Annotated in this window: 15 protein-coding genes; 11 read left to right on the top strand and 4 right to left on the bottom strand. The window is 45.2% G+C overall.

Annotated elements, in window-relative coordinates:
- Window positions 1-74 precede the first annotated feature (74 nt).
- A complete protein-coding gene (locus MSG34_RS05030; RefSeq protein ID WP_248336459.1) occupies window positions 75-1,511 on the bottom strand; it encodes a UDP-N-acetylmuramoyl-L-alanyl-D-glutamate--2,6-diaminopimelate ligase in 1,437 nt (478 codons plus the stop codon).
- Window positions 1,512-1,664: 153 nt separating this feature from the next.
- Here MSG34_RS05030 and MSG34_RS05025 point away from each other — a divergent pair, with 153 nt between their 5' ends.
- The 7 genes from MSG34_RS05025 (at window position 1,665) to MSG34_RS04995 (ending at window position 10,057) form a co-directional block, all read left to right on the top strand.
- On the top strand, window positions 1,665-2,603 hold the full coding sequence (locus tag MSG34_RS05025) for a LysR substrate-binding domain-containing protein (protein WP_050646485.1): 939 nt from the start codon (window positions 1,665-1,667) through the stop codon (window positions 2,601-2,603).
- A gap of 366 nt (window positions 2,604-2,969) precedes the next feature.
- Window positions 2,970-4,133, top strand: coding sequence for an aromatic amino acid transport family protein (locus tag MSG34_RS05020; protein WP_248336515.1), 1,164 nt, complete (start codon window positions 2,970-2,972; stop codon window positions 4,131-4,133).
- A gap of 341 nt (window positions 4,134-4,474) precedes the next feature.
- Window positions 4,475-5,773, top strand: a complete 1,299-nt coding sequence (locus MSG34_RS05015; RefSeq protein ID WP_048611695.1) for a nucleoside permease — start codon at window positions 4,475-4,477, stop codon at window positions 5,771-5,773.
- A 74-nt stretch (window positions 5,774-5,847) separates the two neighbouring features.
- The gene (locus MSG34_RS05010; RefSeq protein WP_050620074.1) at window positions 5,848-6,870 is read left to right on the top strand and encodes an ADP-ribosylglycohydrolase family protein; all 1,023 of its coding nucleotides are present in this window, start codon (window positions 5,848-5,850) and stop codon (window positions 6,868-6,870) included.
- On the top strand, window positions 6,860-7,813 hold the full coding sequence (locus MSG34_RS05005; protein ID WP_050620075.1) for a PfkB family carbohydrate kinase: 954 nt from the start codon (window positions 6,860-6,862) through the stop codon (window positions 7,811-7,813). Before MSG34_RS05010 ends, MSG34_RS05005 begins: the two co-directional genes overlap by 11 nt.
- Before the next feature lie 94 nt (window positions 7,814-7,907).
- Window positions 7,908-9,194 carry an OFA family MFS transporter gene (locus MSG34_RS05000; protein WP_248336458.1) on the top strand — a complete coding sequence of 429 codons (1,287 nt, stop codon included), beginning with the start codon at window positions 7,908-7,910 and terminating at the stop codon, window positions 9,192-9,194.
- 119 nt (window positions 9,195-9,313) lie between these two features.
- Window positions 9,314-10,057, top strand: a complete 744-nt coding sequence (locus MSG34_RS04995; RefSeq protein ID WP_048613788.1) for a GntR family transcriptional regulator — start codon at window positions 9,314-9,316, stop codon at window positions 10,055-10,057.
- 100 nt (window positions 10,058-10,157) lie between these two features.
- On the opposite strand, the gene MSG34_RS04990 is transcribed toward MSG34_RS04995, so the two are convergent.
- A complete protein-coding gene (locus MSG34_RS04990; protein ID WP_248336457.1) occupies window positions 10,158-12,137 on the bottom strand; it encodes a methyl-accepting chemotaxis protein in 1,980 nt (659 codons plus the stop codon).
- A 495-nt stretch (window positions 12,138-12,632) separates the two neighbouring features.
- On the opposite strand from MSG34_RS04990, the gene MSG34_RS04985 reads away from it, so the two are divergent.
- On the top strand, window positions 12,633-12,806 hold the full coding sequence (locus MSG34_RS04985) for a hypothetical protein (RefSeq protein WP_017054859.1): 174 nt from the start codon (window positions 12,633-12,635) through the stop codon (window positions 12,804-12,806).
- A 139-nt stretch (window positions 12,807-12,945) separates the two neighbouring features.
- Window positions 12,946-13,530, top strand: a complete 585-nt coding sequence (locus MSG34_RS04980) for a TetR/AcrR family transcriptional regulator (protein WP_017087226.1) — start codon at window positions 12,946-12,948, stop codon at window positions 13,528-13,530.
- Between the two features lie 126 nt (window positions 13,531-13,656).
- On the opposite strand, the gene MSG34_RS04975 is transcribed toward MSG34_RS04980, so the two are convergent.
- Window positions 13,657-15,522, bottom strand: coding sequence for a fructose-specific PTS transporter subunit EIIC (locus tag MSG34_RS04975; protein ID WP_248336456.1), 1,866 nt, complete (start codon window positions 15,520-15,522; stop codon window positions 13,657-13,659).
- Window positions 15,523-15,850: 328 nt separating this feature from the next.
- Between MSG34_RS04975 and MSG34_RS04970 the strand changes: the two genes are divergently transcribed.
- Window positions 15,851-16,153 (top strand): fructose PTS transporter subunit IIB, encoded by a 303-nt coding sequence (locus MSG34_RS04970; RefSeq protein ID WP_248336455.1) that lies wholly within the window; start codon window positions 15,851-15,853, stop codon window positions 16,151-16,153.
- 7 nt (window positions 16,154-16,160) lie between these two features.
- Complete coding sequence (locus tag MSG34_RS04965; protein WP_017061657.1) at window positions 16,161-16,934, top strand: PTS sugar transporter subunit IIA; 774 nt, start codon at window positions 16,161-16,163, stop codon at window positions 16,932-16,934.
- A 126-nt stretch (window positions 16,935-17,060) separates the two neighbouring features.
- Here the strand turns inward: MSG34_RS04965 and MSG34_RS04960 are convergent, their stop codons facing one another.
- The gene (locus MSG34_RS04960; protein WP_248336454.1) at window positions 17,061-18,839 is read right to left on the bottom strand and encodes a transporter; all 1,779 of its coding nucleotides are present in this window, start codon (window positions 18,837-18,839) and stop codon (window positions 17,061-17,063) included.
- Window positions 18,840-19,227: the final 388 nt, after the last annotated feature.

Raw genomic sequence — 19,227 nt, 5'->3', positions numbered from 1 at the left:
TTTTAGTTTCTTTTTAACCTTTGCTACCGCAGCTAATGACGAGGAGACACTGAGCTTCAATATAGAAATCTGACTCATAACACTTCCTCCAAAGTCAGTGCGGCAACATCGCCAATATAGCGTTGGCGACCAACTTGATTCGTCGTGATGTACTGGTGCGTTTCTGAGCCTTTACCACACACTAAGATAAGGTCACCGCAGCGACTCAGTTGTTTGGCTAATTGAATGGCTTCATAGCGGTCGCTAATCTCATAGCAAAGCGTGGGGCTAACTTGCGAAGTTAACGCACGAAAAATATCCTCTTGCATCTCACCCAACGGATTATCGGAAGTAAAAATAACAACATCAGAATGGGTAGCGCATAGTTTGCCAATATCAGCAGCATCTCGTATCCGGTCGCCAGTCACACCAACGACAGTAATCACTCGCTTAGCCGACTGGGATTGGATGCCTTGATAGAGAGCCGATAGACCATCAAAGTTATGTGCGTAATCAACTAAAGCCAATGCGCCATTATCAAGCGACAGATATTTTGAACGTCCATCCGGCGCAACAACGCTATTCAAGGCATTCGCGATATCAGCTAGCGACCAATTCAGTGCCAACAATGTTGCTGCCATTGCTAAGGTATTTTCAACGTTAAACAGAAAAGGCAGTTGGCTGAAAACGCGCTCTTTGTTGCCTTGATTATTGAGGCTGAAGGTGGCTCCAAATGGCTCAACGTTCAAATCTTCGACATAAAGATCCGCATCTGAATTATTCATTGAGAACGTTAGGACATTCACTCGACTGCTTGCTCGCTCTATCGCGACATTGGCGTGGGGATCATCAAGGTTAATCACAGCGGTGCCAGTGGGTTGAATGCGATCCAGGATCTGCAGCTTAGCCTGAACATAACCATCCAGTGTTTTATGATAATCAAGGTGGTCGCGGCCAATATTGGTAATCACTCCAACAGACAGCGGCACAAACCCTGCTCTATCTTGCACCAACGCATGGCTGCTCAGCTCCATAACATTATCAGTGACCTGCGCGTCCGCCATATCTTTGAATAAGTTCAATAATGTCACGCTGTCTGGCGTGGTATTACTCAATTCTTGTTTGTTACCCGCATATTCAACGCCGAGTGTTCCAATATAAGCGCTCTGTCGATTGGTCTTTAGAACCTGATTCAAGCCATGTGCAACGGTCGTTTTTCCGTTTGTGCCCGTAATACCAATATGGCGAATTTTCTTATGCGGATACTGATAAAAAGCCTTAATGAGCAGCAAGCTTTGGTAATAGCTTCCCGTTACGAATACTGGTACCGATGCCGATATAGGTTTTGTTGCAATGATGGCAACTGCACCATTGGTAATCGCACTTTCAATATAACGATGACTATCATGACTCGTCCCTTCACGACAAACGAATACATCCTGACACTGAACGTGTTCACTGTTTGTTGAGAAGCGCCTAATTGACAATGCGCCCAGTTGTTTTAAGAAGCTTTTCAATGTCTCGCTCAACATTCATTTATCCTTTCTGTTAGCTAGGAATTACTAATTGAGTCGAGTATATTTTCCTGTATCCCATCGATGAAATTGAACAAATCAATTCAAGTCATCAGCTATTTTGATAACCTATATTCTTTAGTGTTATCTCTACCAAATGAGAATATTGCTGTGAAAGATCTTAATTGGCGTGGAATCGACCTCAACCTACTGCTCACTTTTGACGCGCTTTTTCGCTTAAAGAGTGTATCGGCAGCTTCAAAAGAGCTGCACTTGGGACAGCCAGCCACCAGTTACAACCTAAAACGACTTCGGGAATTATTGGGGGATCCTCTCTTTGAAAGGCAAGGCAATAAGATGCAACCGACGGTGAGAGCCCATGAGATCGCCCCTAAGGTTCAGACGATTTTGTCGATTTTCACGCAAGAGATTTTACCGGCGGAACAATTTGAGCCAGAGAGTTACTCAGGACAGTTCACCATTGGTGTCAGTGATTACGCAGAGCAGATTTTTGGTCCTGAGATTTTCGACACTCTTCAGCAACTCGCCCCGCTCAGTAAAGTCCTGCTCAAGCCTGTCGATAGTGCGAACTGCGTGACGTTACTCGAAGACCAAAACACGGACCTCTGTATTGGTGTTTTTCAGGAGTTACCAAGCCATTTGGATACCACCTTTCTTTACCGAGAAAAGCACCTTTGTACCTTTGATAACAAGGTGTTGAAGACCACACTCCCGATACCGCTCGATACCTATTTAAAGACACCGCAAATGATAATTACGGCTAACCAAGAACTGACGAGTCAAGTCGATATCACGCTAGAAAATATCGGTGTAAAACGTAATGTGGTGCTTGGTACAACGCGTTTCTTGACCATTCGAAGAATGCTTTCGGGAAGAAATGTATTAGCCGTGATGGCAGAGATGGTAGGCCGTTCTGAATTGATAGATGATGATTTAGTACTATGCGATCCACCCATTGAAATCCCAGATTTTAACGTCGACATGGTGACATTAAAACGCGACGCCAGTCATCCACGTATCCAGTTTCTTACCCAGTTGGTTCAAAACCTAATTCAAGAAAAAGTAAAAGAGCTTCGACTCATCAAATAGAGCTGGGGGTTACTAGCTAGGAGCAGCAAGAGTATCTAGCAAAGGGCAAACAAGGATTCATGAAACAAGCAAGGTTTGCCCCTACTTCACTTAGGTTAAATCACCACTTAATCGACCGCAGATCCCAAAATTATTGAGCGGCCATCAATTTACAAAAGTTATCAAAACGCTAAAACAAACCAACAAGTGAATACTTAATCCAACCAAGCATACCCCTCACAAATCATTTCTTAACTTTTTTAGAAAAATTCAAAATTTATTAGAAATTAACCCCTAACTTTACTGAGTATTTTGTTAGTCTTGGAAACAATTATTTACAATCCAAACAAAAATTAATTGGATCGCTTGAGGTTGTTTTTCTTGAATATGAAATTATTCGGCAGTTCCCTAATCCTTTCGGGAACGGCATTAGGGGCTGGCATGTTGGCTATCCCAATGGTGTTGGCTCAATTTGGCTTCATGATCAGCTCAGTGTTGATGCTACTTATCTTTATTGGCACCACATACTCTGCACTCCTACTGGCAGAAGCGTGCACTAAAACCAAAGACAACAGTGGCATGAGCAGTGTTGCTTACCTCACTCTGGGCAGCAAAGGTAAACACTTTATCAATGCACTCTTTTACCTGCTGCTAGTATGCATGTTGATCGCTTATATCTTGGGTGTCGGTGACATCATTCATAAGCTACTGCTCGACGTTGGTATCGATGTATCGGCATCCGTTGCGTATACCATTTTCAGCCTATTGATGGGCGCTATTGTCGTCTCGGGCAAGTCTTATATCGACAAACTGAATCGCGGACTATTCATCTTAATGGTCGTGATGTTATTTATCGTTATCGCGTCATTGTTTAGCAACATTCGCCTTGATTACCTAACTCAAACCAGCCAATACACGGCCAACGATGTGGTGCAGTACAGCGCAGTTATCTTTACTAGCTTTGCCTCTATGGTGGTGATCCCATCACTGGTTATCTACAACCGTGAAGCGACTCAAAAGCAGATCCGCAACATGATTCTGCTAGGCTCAGTGATTCCATTAATTTGCTACCTAACTTGGTTGTTCGCGATTATCGGCAACCTTGGTACAGAGGCGATCAGCCAGTTCCACAATATCTCTGAGTTGATCTCTGCATTCAGCGGCCAATCTGCTTGGTTGAAAGTGGTGATCGCTCTGTTCTCTGCTTTAGCCTTGGTGACTTCTTTCCTCGGCGTGTCGATGGCGCTTTACGACCAAAACAAAGACGCGGTGACCAACAACAAAGCCTTGGCTTATGCGCTGACCTTCATCTTACCTTTGGTATTAGCAGAGCTGTTCGCTAGCCAGTTTGTAAGCATGTTGGACTACGCAGGCATGGTGCTGGTGTTCCTAGCTATCTGGGGCCCACTCGCAATGGTGGTTAAGGTTCGCAGACCTGACTTCCCTCACCTACAAACCGAAGGCAGCTACACAGCAGCCGGCGGCGACACGGCACTAATGGCGACATTCGGTTTTGGCGCGTTGATTTTCGTGTCTTGGTTTATGGGGTAGCTCATCACTCGGTCATAGACCTAAAAAGATACCAAGAAGAGCAGCTTTGGCTGCTCTTTTTTTATGCCTAATATTCTTATCTACAAACTCTGCCTTCATCGCCAAATCCAATTAACTAAGCCTTCAGACAAAGTAATTAGAAACAATCATTTAGATAAACCCTCTCTCAGTATTTCAAACTCCAGCCCTGCTCAAAACAGCATGATCTATGATCATATAAAGTAGATCGATTGCTGATACATCTGATAATTAGATCACAAAACAACCTCAATGGTATTGTATTGGTATTATCATTTGAAATACCATCATTTGCGTACCCTACAGTACTAAAGGACATAATAATGAAATCGAATAACTTCAAACTGTCTTCAATGATGTTCATTGAATGGTTTATCTGGGGAGCATGGTTTGTTCCCCTATGGCAAATACTCAATACCAATGGATTCACACCAACTGAGATCGCATGGTCTTACGCATGTACCGCGATCGCCGCGATCATTTCACCGATCTTAGTTGGATCAATCACCGACCGATTCTTCGCTGCACAGAAAGTACTTTCTGTAATGTTGATAGCAGGTGCAGGTTTGATGTACTTAGCGGCTCAGCAAACCGAGTTCGCCACCTTCTTCCCACTACTTTTGCTTTACTCGTTAACTTACATGCCGACGATTGCACTGACCAACAGCATTGCTTTCTCTAACGTAGAAGACGTAGAGCGTGACTTTCCGCGCATTCGTGTAATGGGTACGATCGGTTGGATTGCATCAGGTATCGCTATCGGCTTCCTACCAGGTTGGTTAGGCTATGGTGATATTTCATCAAGCAATATCCCACTTATTCTTACCGCTTTAGCATCTTTGGCTCTGGGTATCTTCGCGCTAACATTGCCAGATACACCACCGAAAAGTACCGGAAAGCTCAGCCTTAAAGTGATGCTTGGCCTAGACGCTATCGTGCTGCTAAAAGACAAAAACTTCCTAGCATTCTTCGTTTGTTCTTTCATGTTCAGCATGCCTCTAGCGTTCTACTACATCTTCGCTAATGGCTACCTAACTGAAGTCGGAATGAGTAATGCGACAGGTTGGATGACGCTGGGTCAGTTCTCTGAAATCTTCTTTATGCTGGCACTACCATTCTTCACAAAACGATTTGGTATTAAGAAGGTATTACTTCTTGGTCTATTTACTGCCGCGGTTCGTTACGGATTCTTCGTTTATGGTAGCGCAGACACTTGGTACCTCTACTCACTGCTATTCGCAGGCATCCTATTACATGGTGTGAGCTACGACTTCTACTTCGTAACGGCCTACATCTATGTCGACAAAAAAGCACCGGCTCACATGCGTACCGCTGCGCAAGGCCTTATCACACTCGGTTGCCAAGGTATTGGTAGCTTGCTGGGTTACCGCTTAGGTGGCGTGTTGATGGAGAAGATGTTCGCTTATGACGAACCACAAAACGGACTAACGTTTGACTGGGGTGGTATGTGGGGCTTCGGCGCCATCATGATAGCCATCATCCTCGTTATCTTTATGTACTTCTTCCGTGAGCCAAACGGCGAGATCAAAGAGATCAAAATCGACAACAAATCAGATGGAAACCCATCAGAGCAGACTCAAGTAGAAAAAGCTCAAGCGTAATTTTATACCTGCTCAGTCTCTCTCCTAGTTTCTGACTGAGCAGCTTTTAGATAACCTATTTTTGGTGAAGTAAGATGAACATTTCAAAACAAGACAGAATTTTAGGCACTTTTTATGGTCAAGCACTGGGTGATTCAATGGGAATGCCATCAGAGCTTTGGCCAAGAAGCCGAGTAAAAGCACACTTTGGTTGGATTGACTCTTTCCTGCCGGGGCCAGCTGAAAACAACGCCGCTTGTTATTTCGATGCTTGCCAGTTCACAGATGACACCTCAATGGCATTGGCTCTTGCAGACGCTATCATTGAATGCGATGGCGAAATCTCACCAGAGATTATTGCTCGTAACGTATTAAGTTGGGCTGAAGGTTTTGATGCATTCAATAAGAATATTTTTGGCCCGAGTTCAAAAGCCGCGATGCGCGCTATCAAGGAAGGGACATCAATTGATGAACTAGAAAACAACGGCGTGACCAATGGTGCGGCAATGCGCGTGTCTCCAATGGGCTGCCTAGTACCAACCACTAGCCTAGACACCTTCATCGACCAAGTCGCATTAGCTTCAAGCCCAACCCATAAATCAGACGTAGCGATTTCTGGTGCTGTAGCTATTGCATGGTCGATATCTAAAGCGATTGAAGGTCACAGTTGGAACGCAATCAAAGATCAACTACCCGCGATTGCGGTTGCAGCTCAAACTAAGAACATCACCACCTTCAGCGCTTCGATGGGGGCTCGCATTGAATTGGCTCTGATGGTTGCTTCAGAAAACAGCGGCGTTGAAGAGCGTATGGAAAAGATCTATAACCTTGTTGGCGCTGGTGTGAGCACAATTGAGTCTGTACCAGCAGCAATCGCGATGGTCGAACTGGCTCAAACCGATCCAAATCGTTGTGCCATTCTATGTGCAAACTTAGGTGGTGATACCGATACGATAGGCGCAATGGCTACAGCAATTTGTGGCGCATTGAATGGTATCCAAGCTATTGATATCGATCTGAAAAAACAGCTAGACGACGAAAATCAACTCGACTTCGCGGGTTACGCTGAAACCTTCCTACGCTTAAGAGAGATTAAGGAGCAAGGGTATGCCTCATAGTGCTTTGGTTACACTGATTCCAACTCTACAAAACAAACGACAGTTGTGCCTAATCGGCGCTGCTGTGGTCGATATTGTGACAGAAACACCTGCTCTCCCGAAACGTGGCACTGATGTCGAACTCACAGAGAAAGGCATTCACGTTGGTGGTTGTGCTCTCAACATCGCGATTGCTTTAAAAAAGCTCGGCGTTGAATCTATTAATGCTCTACCAATTGGCCAAGGTAAATGGGCGGACATCATCACTGCCGCGATGGCTGAGAAAGGCCTAGCAAGTAGCCTGCAAGATCCAAGTGGCGACAATGGTTGGTGCTTAGCGTTAGTTGAACCCGATGGTGAACGTACTTTCCTGTCCGTCAGTGGCGTTGAGAACAACTGGAATCAACAAGCGCTTGAACAACTCAAGCTGCAAGACAATGCGATCATCTACCTTTCTGGATACCAGTTGTCTTCAGCTTGTGGAGAACAAATCGTTACTTGGCTTGAAACACTGCCAAGCGGTATTGAACTATTCATCGATTTCGGCCCTCGTATTGGAGACATTCCAAAGCCATTATTTGATCGCCTAATCAAGCTGAAACCGACCATATCTTTAAATCGCCAAGAAGCCGAAGTACTCGGCATGCAAGATATAAATGCGTTTGTAGAACAATGGCATAACCAGTATGGATGCCCACTGATTCTGCGTATCGACAGTGATGGTGCTCTGTTCGCTACTCAAGATGGCTACGGGAACGTTGCGCCATTTAAAGCGACCGTGGTTGATACTATTGGCGCAGGCGATACCCATGCGGGTGGCGTGTTAGCGGGCTTGGCTTCTGGCTGGGAACTGCCTGACGCGATCTTACTTGGCAATGCAGTTGCGTCTTATGTGGTGAGTCATGTGGGTGGCGACTGCGCGCCAAGCGTCGACGAGATAACTCACTACCTTAACCAATACTAATTCCTGTTAAGTCATGTAGACACAAGGCTCAGTATTACTGGGCCTTTTTGTTATGCCTGTCTTTCTTTTACCTAGCTTTTTTGGCCTTTCTAATATGAATCATTCTTCTGTTATGAACCGTTCTTCCAATGCAAATAACAAAGCGACGAGGATTCTGCTTGCGAGCTGTGGGATCAACCTTTGTATCGGCGTGCTCTATACCTGGAGCGTTTTTAAGAACTCGCTACTAGAACTCGGTTGGAACAACACTCAAGCCTCGATGCCCTACACCATCACTATAATCACCCTATCATTGGCGCTACTCATTGCTGGTCGTATTCAAGATAAAATCGGCCCACAAAAAGTATTAATGGTGGGTTCTTTGATGGCTGGCGCGGGAATGATCTTGGCGAGCCTCTCCCTAACGCCTTGGAACCTTAATGTGAGCTTTGGTCTAGTCACTGGTGCCGGTATTGGATTCGCTTATGCGTGTTTGAATCCAACCGCGATGAAGTGGTTTCACTCTTCTCAAAAAGGCATGGTCAATGGGTTACTCGCCACTGCATTCGGGCTGGCTGCTATTTACTTGGCACCGCTTACTAGCTATCTAATCTCAGAATACGGTCTAGAGCAAAGCCTTCAAATACTTGGGGCAGGTTTGATTCTTATCGCCTTTCCACTGGCCTGTTCTATCAAAAATCCGCCAAAGGGCTATGAGCCTAAAGTCAGCTCATCACAGCCTGACGCATTAACGCCTGCATCAACGGTCAGCCGAAATTACATGTGGAGAGAGATGCTCGCCACCAAACAGTTCTATTTATTGTGGTTCACCTACGCATTCGGCGCGGCAGCTGGCTTGATGATCATCGCCAACATCACCTCTATCGCTGCAGAGCAAGCCAATATCTTAGAAGGCGCGTATTTGATCGTGACTTTATCGATATTCAATTCGGCTGGCCGATTGGTTTCTGGACTTCTCAGCGACAAGATTGGTGCATTGAAAACGTTAGCGATCGCGCTGGGGCTACAAACCATCAATATGCTGCTGTTTAGCCAGTTTGTCTCTAGCTCAGCACTGATGGTTGGCGCGGCGTTAGCGGGTATTGGGTACGGCACTTTATTAGCGGTATTCCCTTCAATTATGGCGGACTTATACGGCCTGAAAAACTTTGGTGCCAACTACGGTGTGCTTTATACCGCTTGGGGGATTGGCGGCTTTATCGGCCCTATCCTTGCGGCAATATCGATGGATTGGTACGGCAGTTACTCGATCGCCTATTTGATCTGTGCAGTATTGGTGAGCATGGCTACGATACTGACCTTCCGTGTCAAACCCATTTCTACAGAACCGTGCAGCGACAATGGGGAAGCCTCCAATTATCAGTTTGAACGTTCAAGCTAACTCAATGACTCTCTGAGTGGTGGAATCTTTGTTTCGCCCTCAGATTTCACATTTCTATTAAGTGTGGACTCAGACTTCGGGTATACTTCGGTTAAATATAAAAGCTAAAACAGACCTTTATGAGCGCTTATCAACCACTGCTTACCTTGATTCAAGAGCGAATCGAACAGAAAGATAAATCACCTTTGTATCTGAAAATTGCCGATTCAGTAAAGCTCGCGACCGAGCAACAAATGTTGAAGGGCGGTGACTTTATCCCAACGGAACGTGAATTCAGCGACAAGCTTGGTGTCTCTCGAATTACAGTTCGCAAAGCATTGGATATTTTAGATAAAGAAGGCGTGATAGTTCGCTCTCGTGGTTTGGGTACTATGATCAGCGAGACTGTTGAATACTCAAGTAAAGAAGCGACAGGCTTCTCTCAACAAGTGGTTTTAAAAGGCAAAAAACCCGACACATTGTGGATAAAGAAAGACGTGGTTCCTTGCTCTTCAGAAATCGCCAAGATGCTCAAAATCGCCGAGAACGATCAAGTCTTTCTATTGAAGCGCGTTCGTTACATCGACGAACAAGCTGTCTCTATCGAAGAGTCTTACGTCCCTGCTCATTTGATCCATGACCCAGACGAAATTCAATTGTCGCTTTACGACTACTTCCGCAGCCAAGACATATCACCAACCAAAACGCAAAGTCGTGTGTCTGCAAAAATGCCAACTGAAGAGTTCCTAGAAAAACTCAATATCGACGAAACCGTGCCTGTACTGCTTATCGAACAAACCGCTTACGATAAAAAAGGCGTTCCGATTGAATACAGCATCAACCGCTGTCGTGGTGATATGTATGTTTTCGTGAGCGAAGATTAAACCTCGTATCCAAAATACAGTAGATACAAAAAGCCCGTTAGTCCTACTATTGAGTAGAAGACTAACGGGCTTTTTACTTCTTATTGGAGTGCTTGGTTAGTTAGCTCTTAAACGTACTCGCAATATCTTTCAATGAAGCTGCTAGCTGAGCTTGTTCTTTGGCTGTTGCAGCTATTTGCGTTGCACCTGTCGTAGATTCTGTCGACTTCTGCTCTACTGCCATCACGTTTTGCGCGATGTCTTGAGTCACTACCGCTTGCTCTTCGGTAGCGGTTGCGATCTGCTCAGTCATGCTAAAGATCTCGCTTACCGATGCTGAGATACCTTGTAAGGTGTGTTCCACTTCTTTTGAATCCTCAACCGCTTTAGACGACATCTTCTGACTGTTATCAATCACATTAAACGCGGTTTGCACATCAGACTGTAGCGAGCTGATGAAGCCTTCAATTTCAGCTGTCGACTGCTGAGTACGCTGTGCTAGCGTGCGAACTTCATCGGCCACTACCGCGAATCCGCGACCTTGCTCACCCGCACGAGCCGCTTCAATTGCCGCGTTCAACGCAAGTAAATTGGTTTGTTCTGCTACCGACTTAATCACATCAATTACACTGTTAATGTTGTTGCTGCTTTCATGTAGATGCGTGATCTTTTCAGCTAAGTCATTAATCTCAGATGCCAGTTTCTCGATCGAGTGGTAAGAGTCTTGGACTGTGCTCAAACCTTCTTGCGACTGCTCATCGACCATTTTAGCGGAGCTTGCTGTCTGCTGAGTTTTCGCGGCCACTTCATTTACCGTAGCCGATAGCTCTTCTGTCGCCGTTGCAACCAAACCAATTTGGTCTTGTTGTTGAACAAGAGTTTTCGAATTGTAGTGACAGGTTTGTGATGTTTCTTCAGCGGCAGAAGCCAAGGTCAAACTCGATTGAGACAAGTTATCGATGACATTCGAAAACTTCTCTAGCGTTTCGTTGAGTGCCGAAGAGATCTGTCCAAGCTCGCTGTTGCCAACGAACTTAGCACGAACTGTTAAGTCGTTGTCATTACGAACCTTAGACAGCATCACTGTAAGATCTTTTACTCTCATCGTCAGGTCGCTGATCGCCTTATAGCTCACGAAGGTCGCGAACAATGTAATCAACACAAACAGAGCAATACTCATCATCATCGCAGACTGCGCCTGTGACATTTTTTTCTCTGTCAGTGCGATAAGCGACTCTGCTAGGTGGTTTTCTGTTTTCTTTAGCTGAACAATACGAGCGGTAGATTGCGAGAACCAGTACACAGGATCAACATCAAAACCGCTCATCTTAGATTCAGCCAAACCACGAAGCTTTTCTACTTCTGCCACCGAACGATCATTCAATTGCTGTTCAAAGAAACGAACGTTAGCTGGGTTGCTCAATACCTCAAAGTTTGAGAAGTAGGTATTTTGCTCAGTCACCAAAGAGATGAATTTAACCAACATGCCTGGGCCAAATTCATTTTTAGAGAAGGTATTATTTAGGACAGCACGCTCTATACCTGCTCGCTCTTTACCTTGTAAAAAGTTGTAGTAAGCGATGGTTTCAGTGGTGATGGCAGCATCAGAGCTAAGCTCAGCAATTAACGCCGATACGCTCAGCAGCTTTGCATTAAGTTTGGTGTAGTAACCCAAAGCCTCAGACAGAGGAATCGATTGAGAATCCACTCGATTTCGAATAGAAGTAATTTGATTTAGGCTTTGGCTTATTTCAGTGTTCAGCCGAGTGATCTGCGGTAAATCGATTTCAGCAGATTGCCAGTATTCGGTTTTCAGATTACGTCTATTATCTGCACTGGCTCTTTGTGCACGTAGTTCACTGACAAACTTAGTGCCCTGTGAGCCGATAAACCCAGCCGTCATTCCACGCTCTTTTTGTAACTCATGCACAAGTTCACTGTACACAACCGACAAACGGGTAAGTTGGTTTAATGAAGACAATTCACTGGTGGTTTCTACGCCTTTTGAAATAGCAGAAACGCTAAGCCATAGAAATCCCAAGATCGGTAAAATAAGCAAAGCGATGATTTTTTGCTTAAAAGACATATCGGTTAATTTCATAATCATTTCCCTAGCAGCTAACAAATCTTTTCAGTCATCTAACTCGCACATCCTTAATAAGATGCGCCTCAATTGTGACTGTATAATTATTCAACTTGATCAATGTGCATCAATTACCATACCACACAGATCGCGATGCGATGAAGGTAACATTTAACCTTACAAAATACATTGATTTACCGATAAAACTGTTAGCTAAGCGACCTAACGATACCAAAAATACGTGCAACAACATTTTATTGACGTAAGCGACTGAAATATGACACATTTTAACTACCCAAAAGGGGTAGGTCTGCACCAATTATGTGCTCAGAGAAAACGATATATTCAGAACTAACTATAGATTCAACGCTCACCAGCGATTGATTCACAACTAACCAAGTCCTTATTCTGCGCTGATTAACTGTCTATTCCTCGTTAACTAAATATGTATAATGCCGAATTATTAAAGTAGAGATTCGCAATAAATATGCGACAACAACTGAGAGATATTGTATGGATTGTCCCGCTTGCGAAGAACATATCGGTTGGGAATGGGTAGAAGAAGCGGCCATTGAACCCAATGAGGAATTCGATTGTCCAGAGTGCGACGCAACATTGATGTACACCATCGATGAAGGCACCTACTACGGCGCTCAGCACAAGACCGTAGAAGTGATTGATGATTAAGATGATTTCCTGATGATCGGGATGTTTTATTAACTCTTTGATGTTCTAAGCCTGTGCAAAGCAGCCAAACACACCTTTACTAGAACGGGCGTTCAGCATAAAATATTGAACATATGTTCAGATTAATAAAGTAGATGTTATGGCTAAGACCGCTAAGTTCGATAGACAAGACGTAGTAGATAAAGCAACGAACCTGTATTGGGAAAAGGGCTTTCACGCGACTTCTATGCGCAACCTGCAAGACGTGATTGATATGCGTCCGGGCAGCATCTACGCGACGTTCGGCAGCAAAGAAGGTTTGTTTAAAGAGACGCTTGCTCGCTATACCGAACTTGGCATCCTCAACCTGAACCGCTTCCGCAGTGAAACCGAATCGCCTATCAAAGCGCTGGAAAACTTCGTAAAACGCGCCGTGGTCGAATCGAAACAGAGCGCACCAAACGGCATGTGTATGTTGGCTAAAACGGTCGCAGAGCTAACTGATGAACACGCAGAATTGTTAGCAGAAGCGAAGAAGTCACTCAAGATAATGGAAGGTGAGTTCGCCAAGCTGATTGCAGAATCACAAGAATTGGGTGAGATAAGCAAAGAGCGCGAACCGACTCAACTTGCTCGTCATGTTCAGGTTCAAATCGCAGGCCTGCGTACCTACGCGAAAACCTGTGACGATATCGATTTGCTCAACTCAATGGTTGAAGACGTATTTAAGTACCACCCTTTTTGAGGGCTGAACTAGTACATTAGAAAGCGATACAAAAAGACTCCGCTTTCACCTTAACCGGTCTGAGCGGAGTCTTTTTAGTTTTGATCTAGTTAACTGTATAGATGATAAACTTTGCGGTTTAAAGAGTTACACCTTTCGCATGATCAACGCCTGCGCATTAAGCATCGCCTCTTTGGTACTGACATCTAACGTTTTCACGTTCGCAAAGCGTTCAACCTCTTTAATCGCCACATCGTGAGCAAAGATCACCAACCTCGCCCTTTCAATGTCTTTTTGTGTGATGCGATTACCTATCCCGTTGGCACCTTGTGTTTCGACTTTAATCCGAACCCCAAGATGATGCGCCGCCTTTTCTAAAGACTTCGCCGCTAAGAAAGTGTGGGCAACACCAGATGGACAAGAAGTGATCGCCAATACATCCGCTTGCCCTTCTTCCGTTACCGAGCAACCCGTGAACTGATTAGAATTCGCTTCGCCTTCGACCACGTTCTTCTTCAGAAGAATCACGATAAGAGCTGTTGTTAGAGCCCCAGCTAGTGTGCCAACGATATAGCCAATCTTGCCATCAACCACTGGCAACACGATCCATCCGCCCCATGGTGCATGGTTCACTACATGGAACATAAAGCCAACCACGTTACCGACAATGCCACCAGCAACAACCGCAGGCAGAACGCGAGCAGGATCGGCGGCAGCAAAAGGAATCGCGCCTTCACTGATGCCAATCATGCCCATGATGCCCGCCGCTTTACCTGCTTCACGTTCGTCTCTTTTGAATTTCTTTGGCGATAAGAAAGTCGCTAGTGCCATGCCTAGTGGTGGTGTACAAATCGCAATACCAACACCGCCCATCAACCATGGTTGAGTATTCACCTGAGTTTGGGCAAACAGCGTTGCTACTTTATTGATCGGGCCACCCATATCAAAGGCCGTCATTGCGCCTAAAATACTGCCCAATACCACTTTTCCTGAGCCTGCCATGCCAGTCAGCATTTGGTTCATCTCTAGCATCACTTGAGCTATCGGTGAGCCAATCACCCACATCACCGCACCACAAGTGACAAAGGTGCCGACTAGTGGATAGATGAAGATCGAGCTCAGCGAGATCATGCTGTCTGGCAGTTTGATCTTCTTGAGTAGATTAACCACAAAGCCCGCGAAGAAGCCGACCACGATCGCGCCGAGGAAACCGGTGTTGTATTGATTGACCGCGACCCAAGAACCAATCATGCCGGGCGCTAAACCCGGTTTGTCAGCCATTGAGTAGGCGATGTAACCACCGAGTACCGCAGTAAACAGGGTTAACCCCGCAATGCCCATCTGCGCGATGTCAGCCAAAACACCGCTTTCAGGTACTGCGCCATGACCAGACATCATCACCGACAAAGACAAAAGCACACCACCTGCAACCACGAAAGGAATCATGTGTGAGGTGCCGTATAATAAGTGTTCTTTGAGGCGATTAAGAGATTGTGCCCAAGGGCTTAGTGGTTCGACATACACTTCATGATGGCTAGAGGCGTAGCTATCGAACGATTCTGAATTGGCTTCAAGAAACAGCTCTTGAGCTTTCTCGACAGACTCCACCGCCTTTAATTTTGTAACAAAGCCATCTTCGATAAGTCTGGTCGAAATCTGAGCTAGTACCTCAATATGGTGGTCGTCGTGGTTGTCTGGTGAAGCGAGCATAAAGAACACATCCGACAGCTCGCCGCCGTCTGCGCCATAATCGATGCCAGAGCGACTGATACCTACCGCCACAGCAGGTTTAGCTACGGCAGTACTTTTCGCGTGTGGAATGGCTATACCATCGTCAAAGCCAGTATTACCGATAGCTTCACGCTTCCAGATGTCATCAAGGAATTCACGTTTATTGGAGAGCTTACCGGCGCGGTCAAGCAGTTCAACAAGCTCTTCAAATACCGCCTGTTTTGAGTCTGCTTGTAAATCTAAGCAGATGATCTCGGGCTCGATAATGTTGGTGATATCCATATGCAGCTCTGCCTCGCCTGATTTCAGACTGAAGTAATTACGTAAGTGATAAGGTTAATAAGATGAAAAGATTAACGGTGTGAAGGCACTCAATATATAGGACGAAAGGTGCATTAACTGGATTATTGTAACCAAGAACTCAGAGTGTGACTTTCACCTTGGAATAAAAAACGCCAATCCATAAAATCCACAGAACCCATAACAATATCGTCCCTCTCCCATGCGAGCTTTCCATACTGGAGTTCCCATGCAAGATAGCTTTTGCAAAGTAGCTTCTGAAAGGTAGCTTATGTAACGTAACAGGGACGAGATTAAGCCGAGAATAATAATGAGAATTGTAGCGGTAACTGCGTGCCCTACAGGCATTGCGCATACTTATATGGCAGCTGATGCTCTAAATAAAACAGCCCCTAAGTTCAACGTTTCAATCAAGGTTGAGACGCAAGGCGCTATGGGTATTGAAAACTTACTGACCGCCCAAGATATTACCCTCGCAGACAAAGTGTTGATCGTCTCTGATATCGACATCGAACAACCAAGCCGATTTGACCCAGCTAAAACCGTATTTGTTGCAATGGAAGAGGTGTTGTTGAGTGTCGATAAAGTCTTTATTAAGCATTGTCGAACTTAAACTTTTGATGAACGAATACCAGATCACCTTCTTCGTTAACGATCCTGCCGCGAACTCACATGTCGCGCAGCCGCTGACTCGCTTAGCGAAGAAGTTCAAAAGCAACATCCGCATTATCAACATCACTCAAAATCGAACCGCTGATCTCTCCAAATCCGTCGCGATGCTGCAAGTAGGTTTACTTCGTGGTGATTTGTGTCAGATAACCGCGGTTGGTATTGATGCGGAGCTTGCCTGCTTCGTTCTCAAAGACGTCATTGCAGAGCATTACGACATGGTTGGTTCGCAAGTGAACCATGAATTCTCTAGCGATTTAATCCAGCGAATGCCACAGATATGCCCGCCTTGTGACATCAAATGGCACCACGCTAAGGCGCAAACCCAACTGACCAAATTTGAGTGCTTAAAAGGGCTCGCTCACCTTGTTTATCCAGAAGACCCAGATGAACTGATTCTGGCATTTATTAAGCGAGAGGAACGCTCTTCAACCTGCGTGTCACCGGGTATCGCCTTGCCGCATGTGATGTTTGAATCGACTCAAGATCTCTCGATTGCGGTTATCGTCAGTGACGACCCGATTGACTGGGCATCACGTATCGGCGAAGTGCATGTAGCCATTGCTCTTGTTCTGCCAACCAAGCCACAGCGTGAGCACATTGTGGCGGCGACCAACCTAACTCGAAACCTGCTTCACGATCAGGTCAATGAGCGTCTGCAAAAGACCCGAAGCAGTGTCGACCTTCAGGCTCTATTAATGTATATCTCATCTCGTCTTATCTAAATTCCTCTAGCTCAAACAGACTGTCTAACCAACTCTTTAAGCTCGTTTTCTCATACAATAAAAAACGGCTGAGCATGAGAGCTCAGCCGTTTTATGTTTAATTACTTGTTTAACTGGTTAGCTAACTTAAGCTGTTTTTTTCGCTTGTTTCGCATCCTCAACCGAGTCGTCTACAGCTTTCACCAGCAGCAGACCAACGATGAACACGATACCACCACACAGTACGAACATCATTCTTCCCCAGAATGGGTTCGGTAGAGCAAACATCGCCATCACTGCCACACCAGACACTGCGATCAGTGAGCCCAGCATGTGACGTTGTTTGTTATCCAGTTTCTTCTGTGCTGTTGATTCAGAAACCAATGGCGTCGCTAGGTTGTTGAAGAAAGTATCAACATCTTTCTGACGAGACGCTTCCAGTGGTTTGTAGAACAGAGTCGAAAGAATGAAGAAGCCAGCAGTAAATACTAAGTGCGCAATCAGACCTACTGCCACTTTCAAGTCAGACCATTCACGGCTCGTTAACGGCTCTAGGTTGAACAAGTTCTGCAGCATTTCAGCCGTAATCACGAAGCCTACGATGTAAGAAACAATCGCACCAACCACTAGCGTACCCCAACCTGCCCAGTCCGGAGTCTTCTTAAGGAAGAAACCACAGAATGCTGGAATGGTCATTGGGAAGCCGATGAGTGCGCCCACGTACATCATGGTGTCGAACAGGCTCAAGCCTTTAAGCGAGTTGATGAACAGCGCGATAAGGATAATGGCAAGACCAAAGAAGGTAGACATCAACTTAGACACAATCATCAGCTCTTTCTCTGTCGCGTTTGGACGAAGAATCGGTTGGTAGAAGTTGATTACAAAGATACCTGAGTTACGGTTTAAGCCTGAGTCCATAGAAGACATAGTTGCCGCAAACATCGCTGCGATTAGAAGGCCTACCATACCTGCTGGCATGTATTGCTCTACGAAGTAAAGGTAAGCGAAGTCGCCTGCTTTAGAACCTGCATCTGGATAGTGTGCTGCCAGGTCAACCCCTTGTCCTGCTACAAACCAAGGTGGCATGAACCAAATGATTGGACCGATGGTCATCAGAATACACGCCAACAGTGCCGCTTTTTTCGCGTTCTTAGAATCTTTTGCCGCTAGGTAACGGTAAGAGTTCAACATGTTGTTGGTGATACTGAACTGCTTGAAGAAGATGAAGAATGCCCAGATTCCGAAGATGCTTACGTAGTTTAGATTGTTACCAGAAACGAAAGACGCGCCTTCTGCTACAGGGAAATCGTTGATGATTTCAGTAACGCCGCCACCTTGCACGATAGCCACAGCAGCACACGTTACGGTTACCGCCATGATGATAACCATCTGCATGAAGTCAGACGCGATAACCGCCCAAGAGCCGCCCGTTACCGACATCACCAGTACAACTAGACCCGTCAGGATGATGGTGGTTGTCATATCGAAGCCAAAGATGCCCGATGCGATGATCGCCAAACCGTTCAGCCAGATACCTGCAGAAACAATACTGTTCGGCATGCCAGACCAAGTAAATACTTGTTCGTTGAAGCTACCAAAACGCATACGAATCGCGTCAATTGGCGTTACCACACGCAGTTGACGGAATTTCGGAGCGAAGTACAGGTAGTTCATCAGGTAACCAAATGCGTTCGCTAAGAAGATAACCGCGACAGCCATACCATCGGCATACGCTTTACCCGCTGCGCCAGTGAAGGTCCAAGCACTAAACTGAGTCATAAACGCAGTCGCGCCAACCATCCACCAAAGCATGTTACCGCCCCCGCGGAAATAGTCACTGGTTGTACTGGTGAACGTTCTAAACATCCAACCTATTGCGATAAGGAAAAGGAAATAAATTCCTACGATCAGAGTATTGAGTTCCATGTATAAGTCTTCTTTATGATGAATATCTGAAGAGCATATTATCTATAGAATTTTTAATTTGTAGTATTATAAGTCAAGGTTGTGATGGGGCGTATAAACCTGAATATTTGATTTCGATGCATGAATTACAACTTAGTAAACAAAGAATAACCCGACACGAAGTAAGCATTTAAAATCAATAACTTAAAAACATTTAGATCAGTAAACCGGACAACAACAACAAGATTTTGTCGTCTCGATAAGTGGTTTTTAATTTACTTAGCGTTCATTAAATGCATCGCGTTAATACATCAACTTTGACAGGTTTAATTCAATAAATAGGTAGCGAAAAATAATAAGTAACACGCAAAGCGAACCCTTAATGTTATTAATCGGGTTTATTTAGTGA

The sequence above is a fragment of the Vibrio sp. 1CM2L genome, assembly GCF_023161695.1.
GTDB lineage: Bacteria > Pseudomonadota > Gammaproteobacteria > Enterobacterales > Vibrionaceae > Vibrio > Vibrio coralliirubri.
The sequence above is the reverse complement of the archived record's forward strand: the minus strand, read 5'-3'. Positions and strand labels throughout refer to the sequence as shown.

What these genes read in the sequence shown, in the direction of transcription:
- MSG34_RS04985 (WP_017054859.1), top strand. Translation starts at nt 12,633, where the DNA reads ATGGATTGTCCCGCTTGCGAAGAACATATCGGTTGGGAATGGGTAGAA.
- MSG34_RS04960 (WP_248336454.1), bottom strand. Translation starts at nt 18,839, where the DNA reads ATGGAACTCAATACTCTGATCGTAGGAATTTATTTCCTTTTCCTTATC.
- MSG34_RS05030 (WP_248336459.1), bottom strand. Translation starts at nt 1,511, where the DNA reads ATGTTGAGCGAGACATTGAAAAGCTTCTTAAAACAACTGGGCGCATTG.
- MSG34_RS05015 (WP_048611695.1), top strand. Translation starts at nt 4,475, where the DNA reads ATGAAATCGAATAACTTCAAACTGTCTTCAATGATGTTCATTGAATGG.
- MSG34_RS05010 (WP_050620074.1), top strand. Translation starts at nt 5,848, where the DNA reads ATGAACATTTCAAAACAAGACAGAATTTTAGGCACTTTTTATGGTCAA.
- MSG34_RS04975 (WP_248336456.1), bottom strand. Translation starts at nt 15,522, where the DNA reads ATGGATATCACCAACATTATCGAGCCCGAGATCATCTGCTTAGATTTA.
- MSG34_RS05005 (WP_050620075.1), top strand. Translation starts at nt 6,860, where the DNA reads ATGCCTCATAGTGCTTTGGTTACACTGATTCCAACTCTACAAAACAAA.
- MSG34_RS04995 (WP_048613788.1), top strand. Translation starts at nt 9,314, where the DNA reads ATGAGCGCTTATCAACCACTGCTTACCTTGATTCAAGAGCGAATCGAA.
- MSG34_RS04970 (WP_248336455.1), top strand. Translation starts at nt 15,851, where the DNA reads ATGAGAATTGTAGCGGTAACTGCGTGCCCTACAGGCATTGCGCATACT.
- MSG34_RS04965 (WP_017061657.1), top strand. Translation starts at nt 16,161, where the DNA reads ATGAACGAATACCAGATCACCTTCTTCGTTAACGATCCTGCCGCGAAC.
- MSG34_RS04980 (WP_017087226.1), top strand. Translation starts at nt 12,946, where the DNA reads ATGGCTAAGACCGCTAAGTTCGATAGACAAGACGTAGTAGATAAAGCA.
- MSG34_RS04990 (WP_248336457.1), bottom strand. Translation starts at nt 12,137, where the DNA reads ATGAAATTAACCGATATGTCTTTTAAGCAAAAAATCATCGCTTTGCTT.
- MSG34_RS05020 (WP_248336515.1), top strand. Translation starts at nt 2,970, where the DNA reads ATGAAATTATTCGGCAGTTCCCTAATCCTTTCGGGAACGGCATTAGGG.
- MSG34_RS05000 (WP_248336458.1), top strand. Translation starts at nt 7,908, where the DNA reads ATGAATCATTCTTCTGTTATGAACCGTTCTTCCAATGCAAATAACAAA.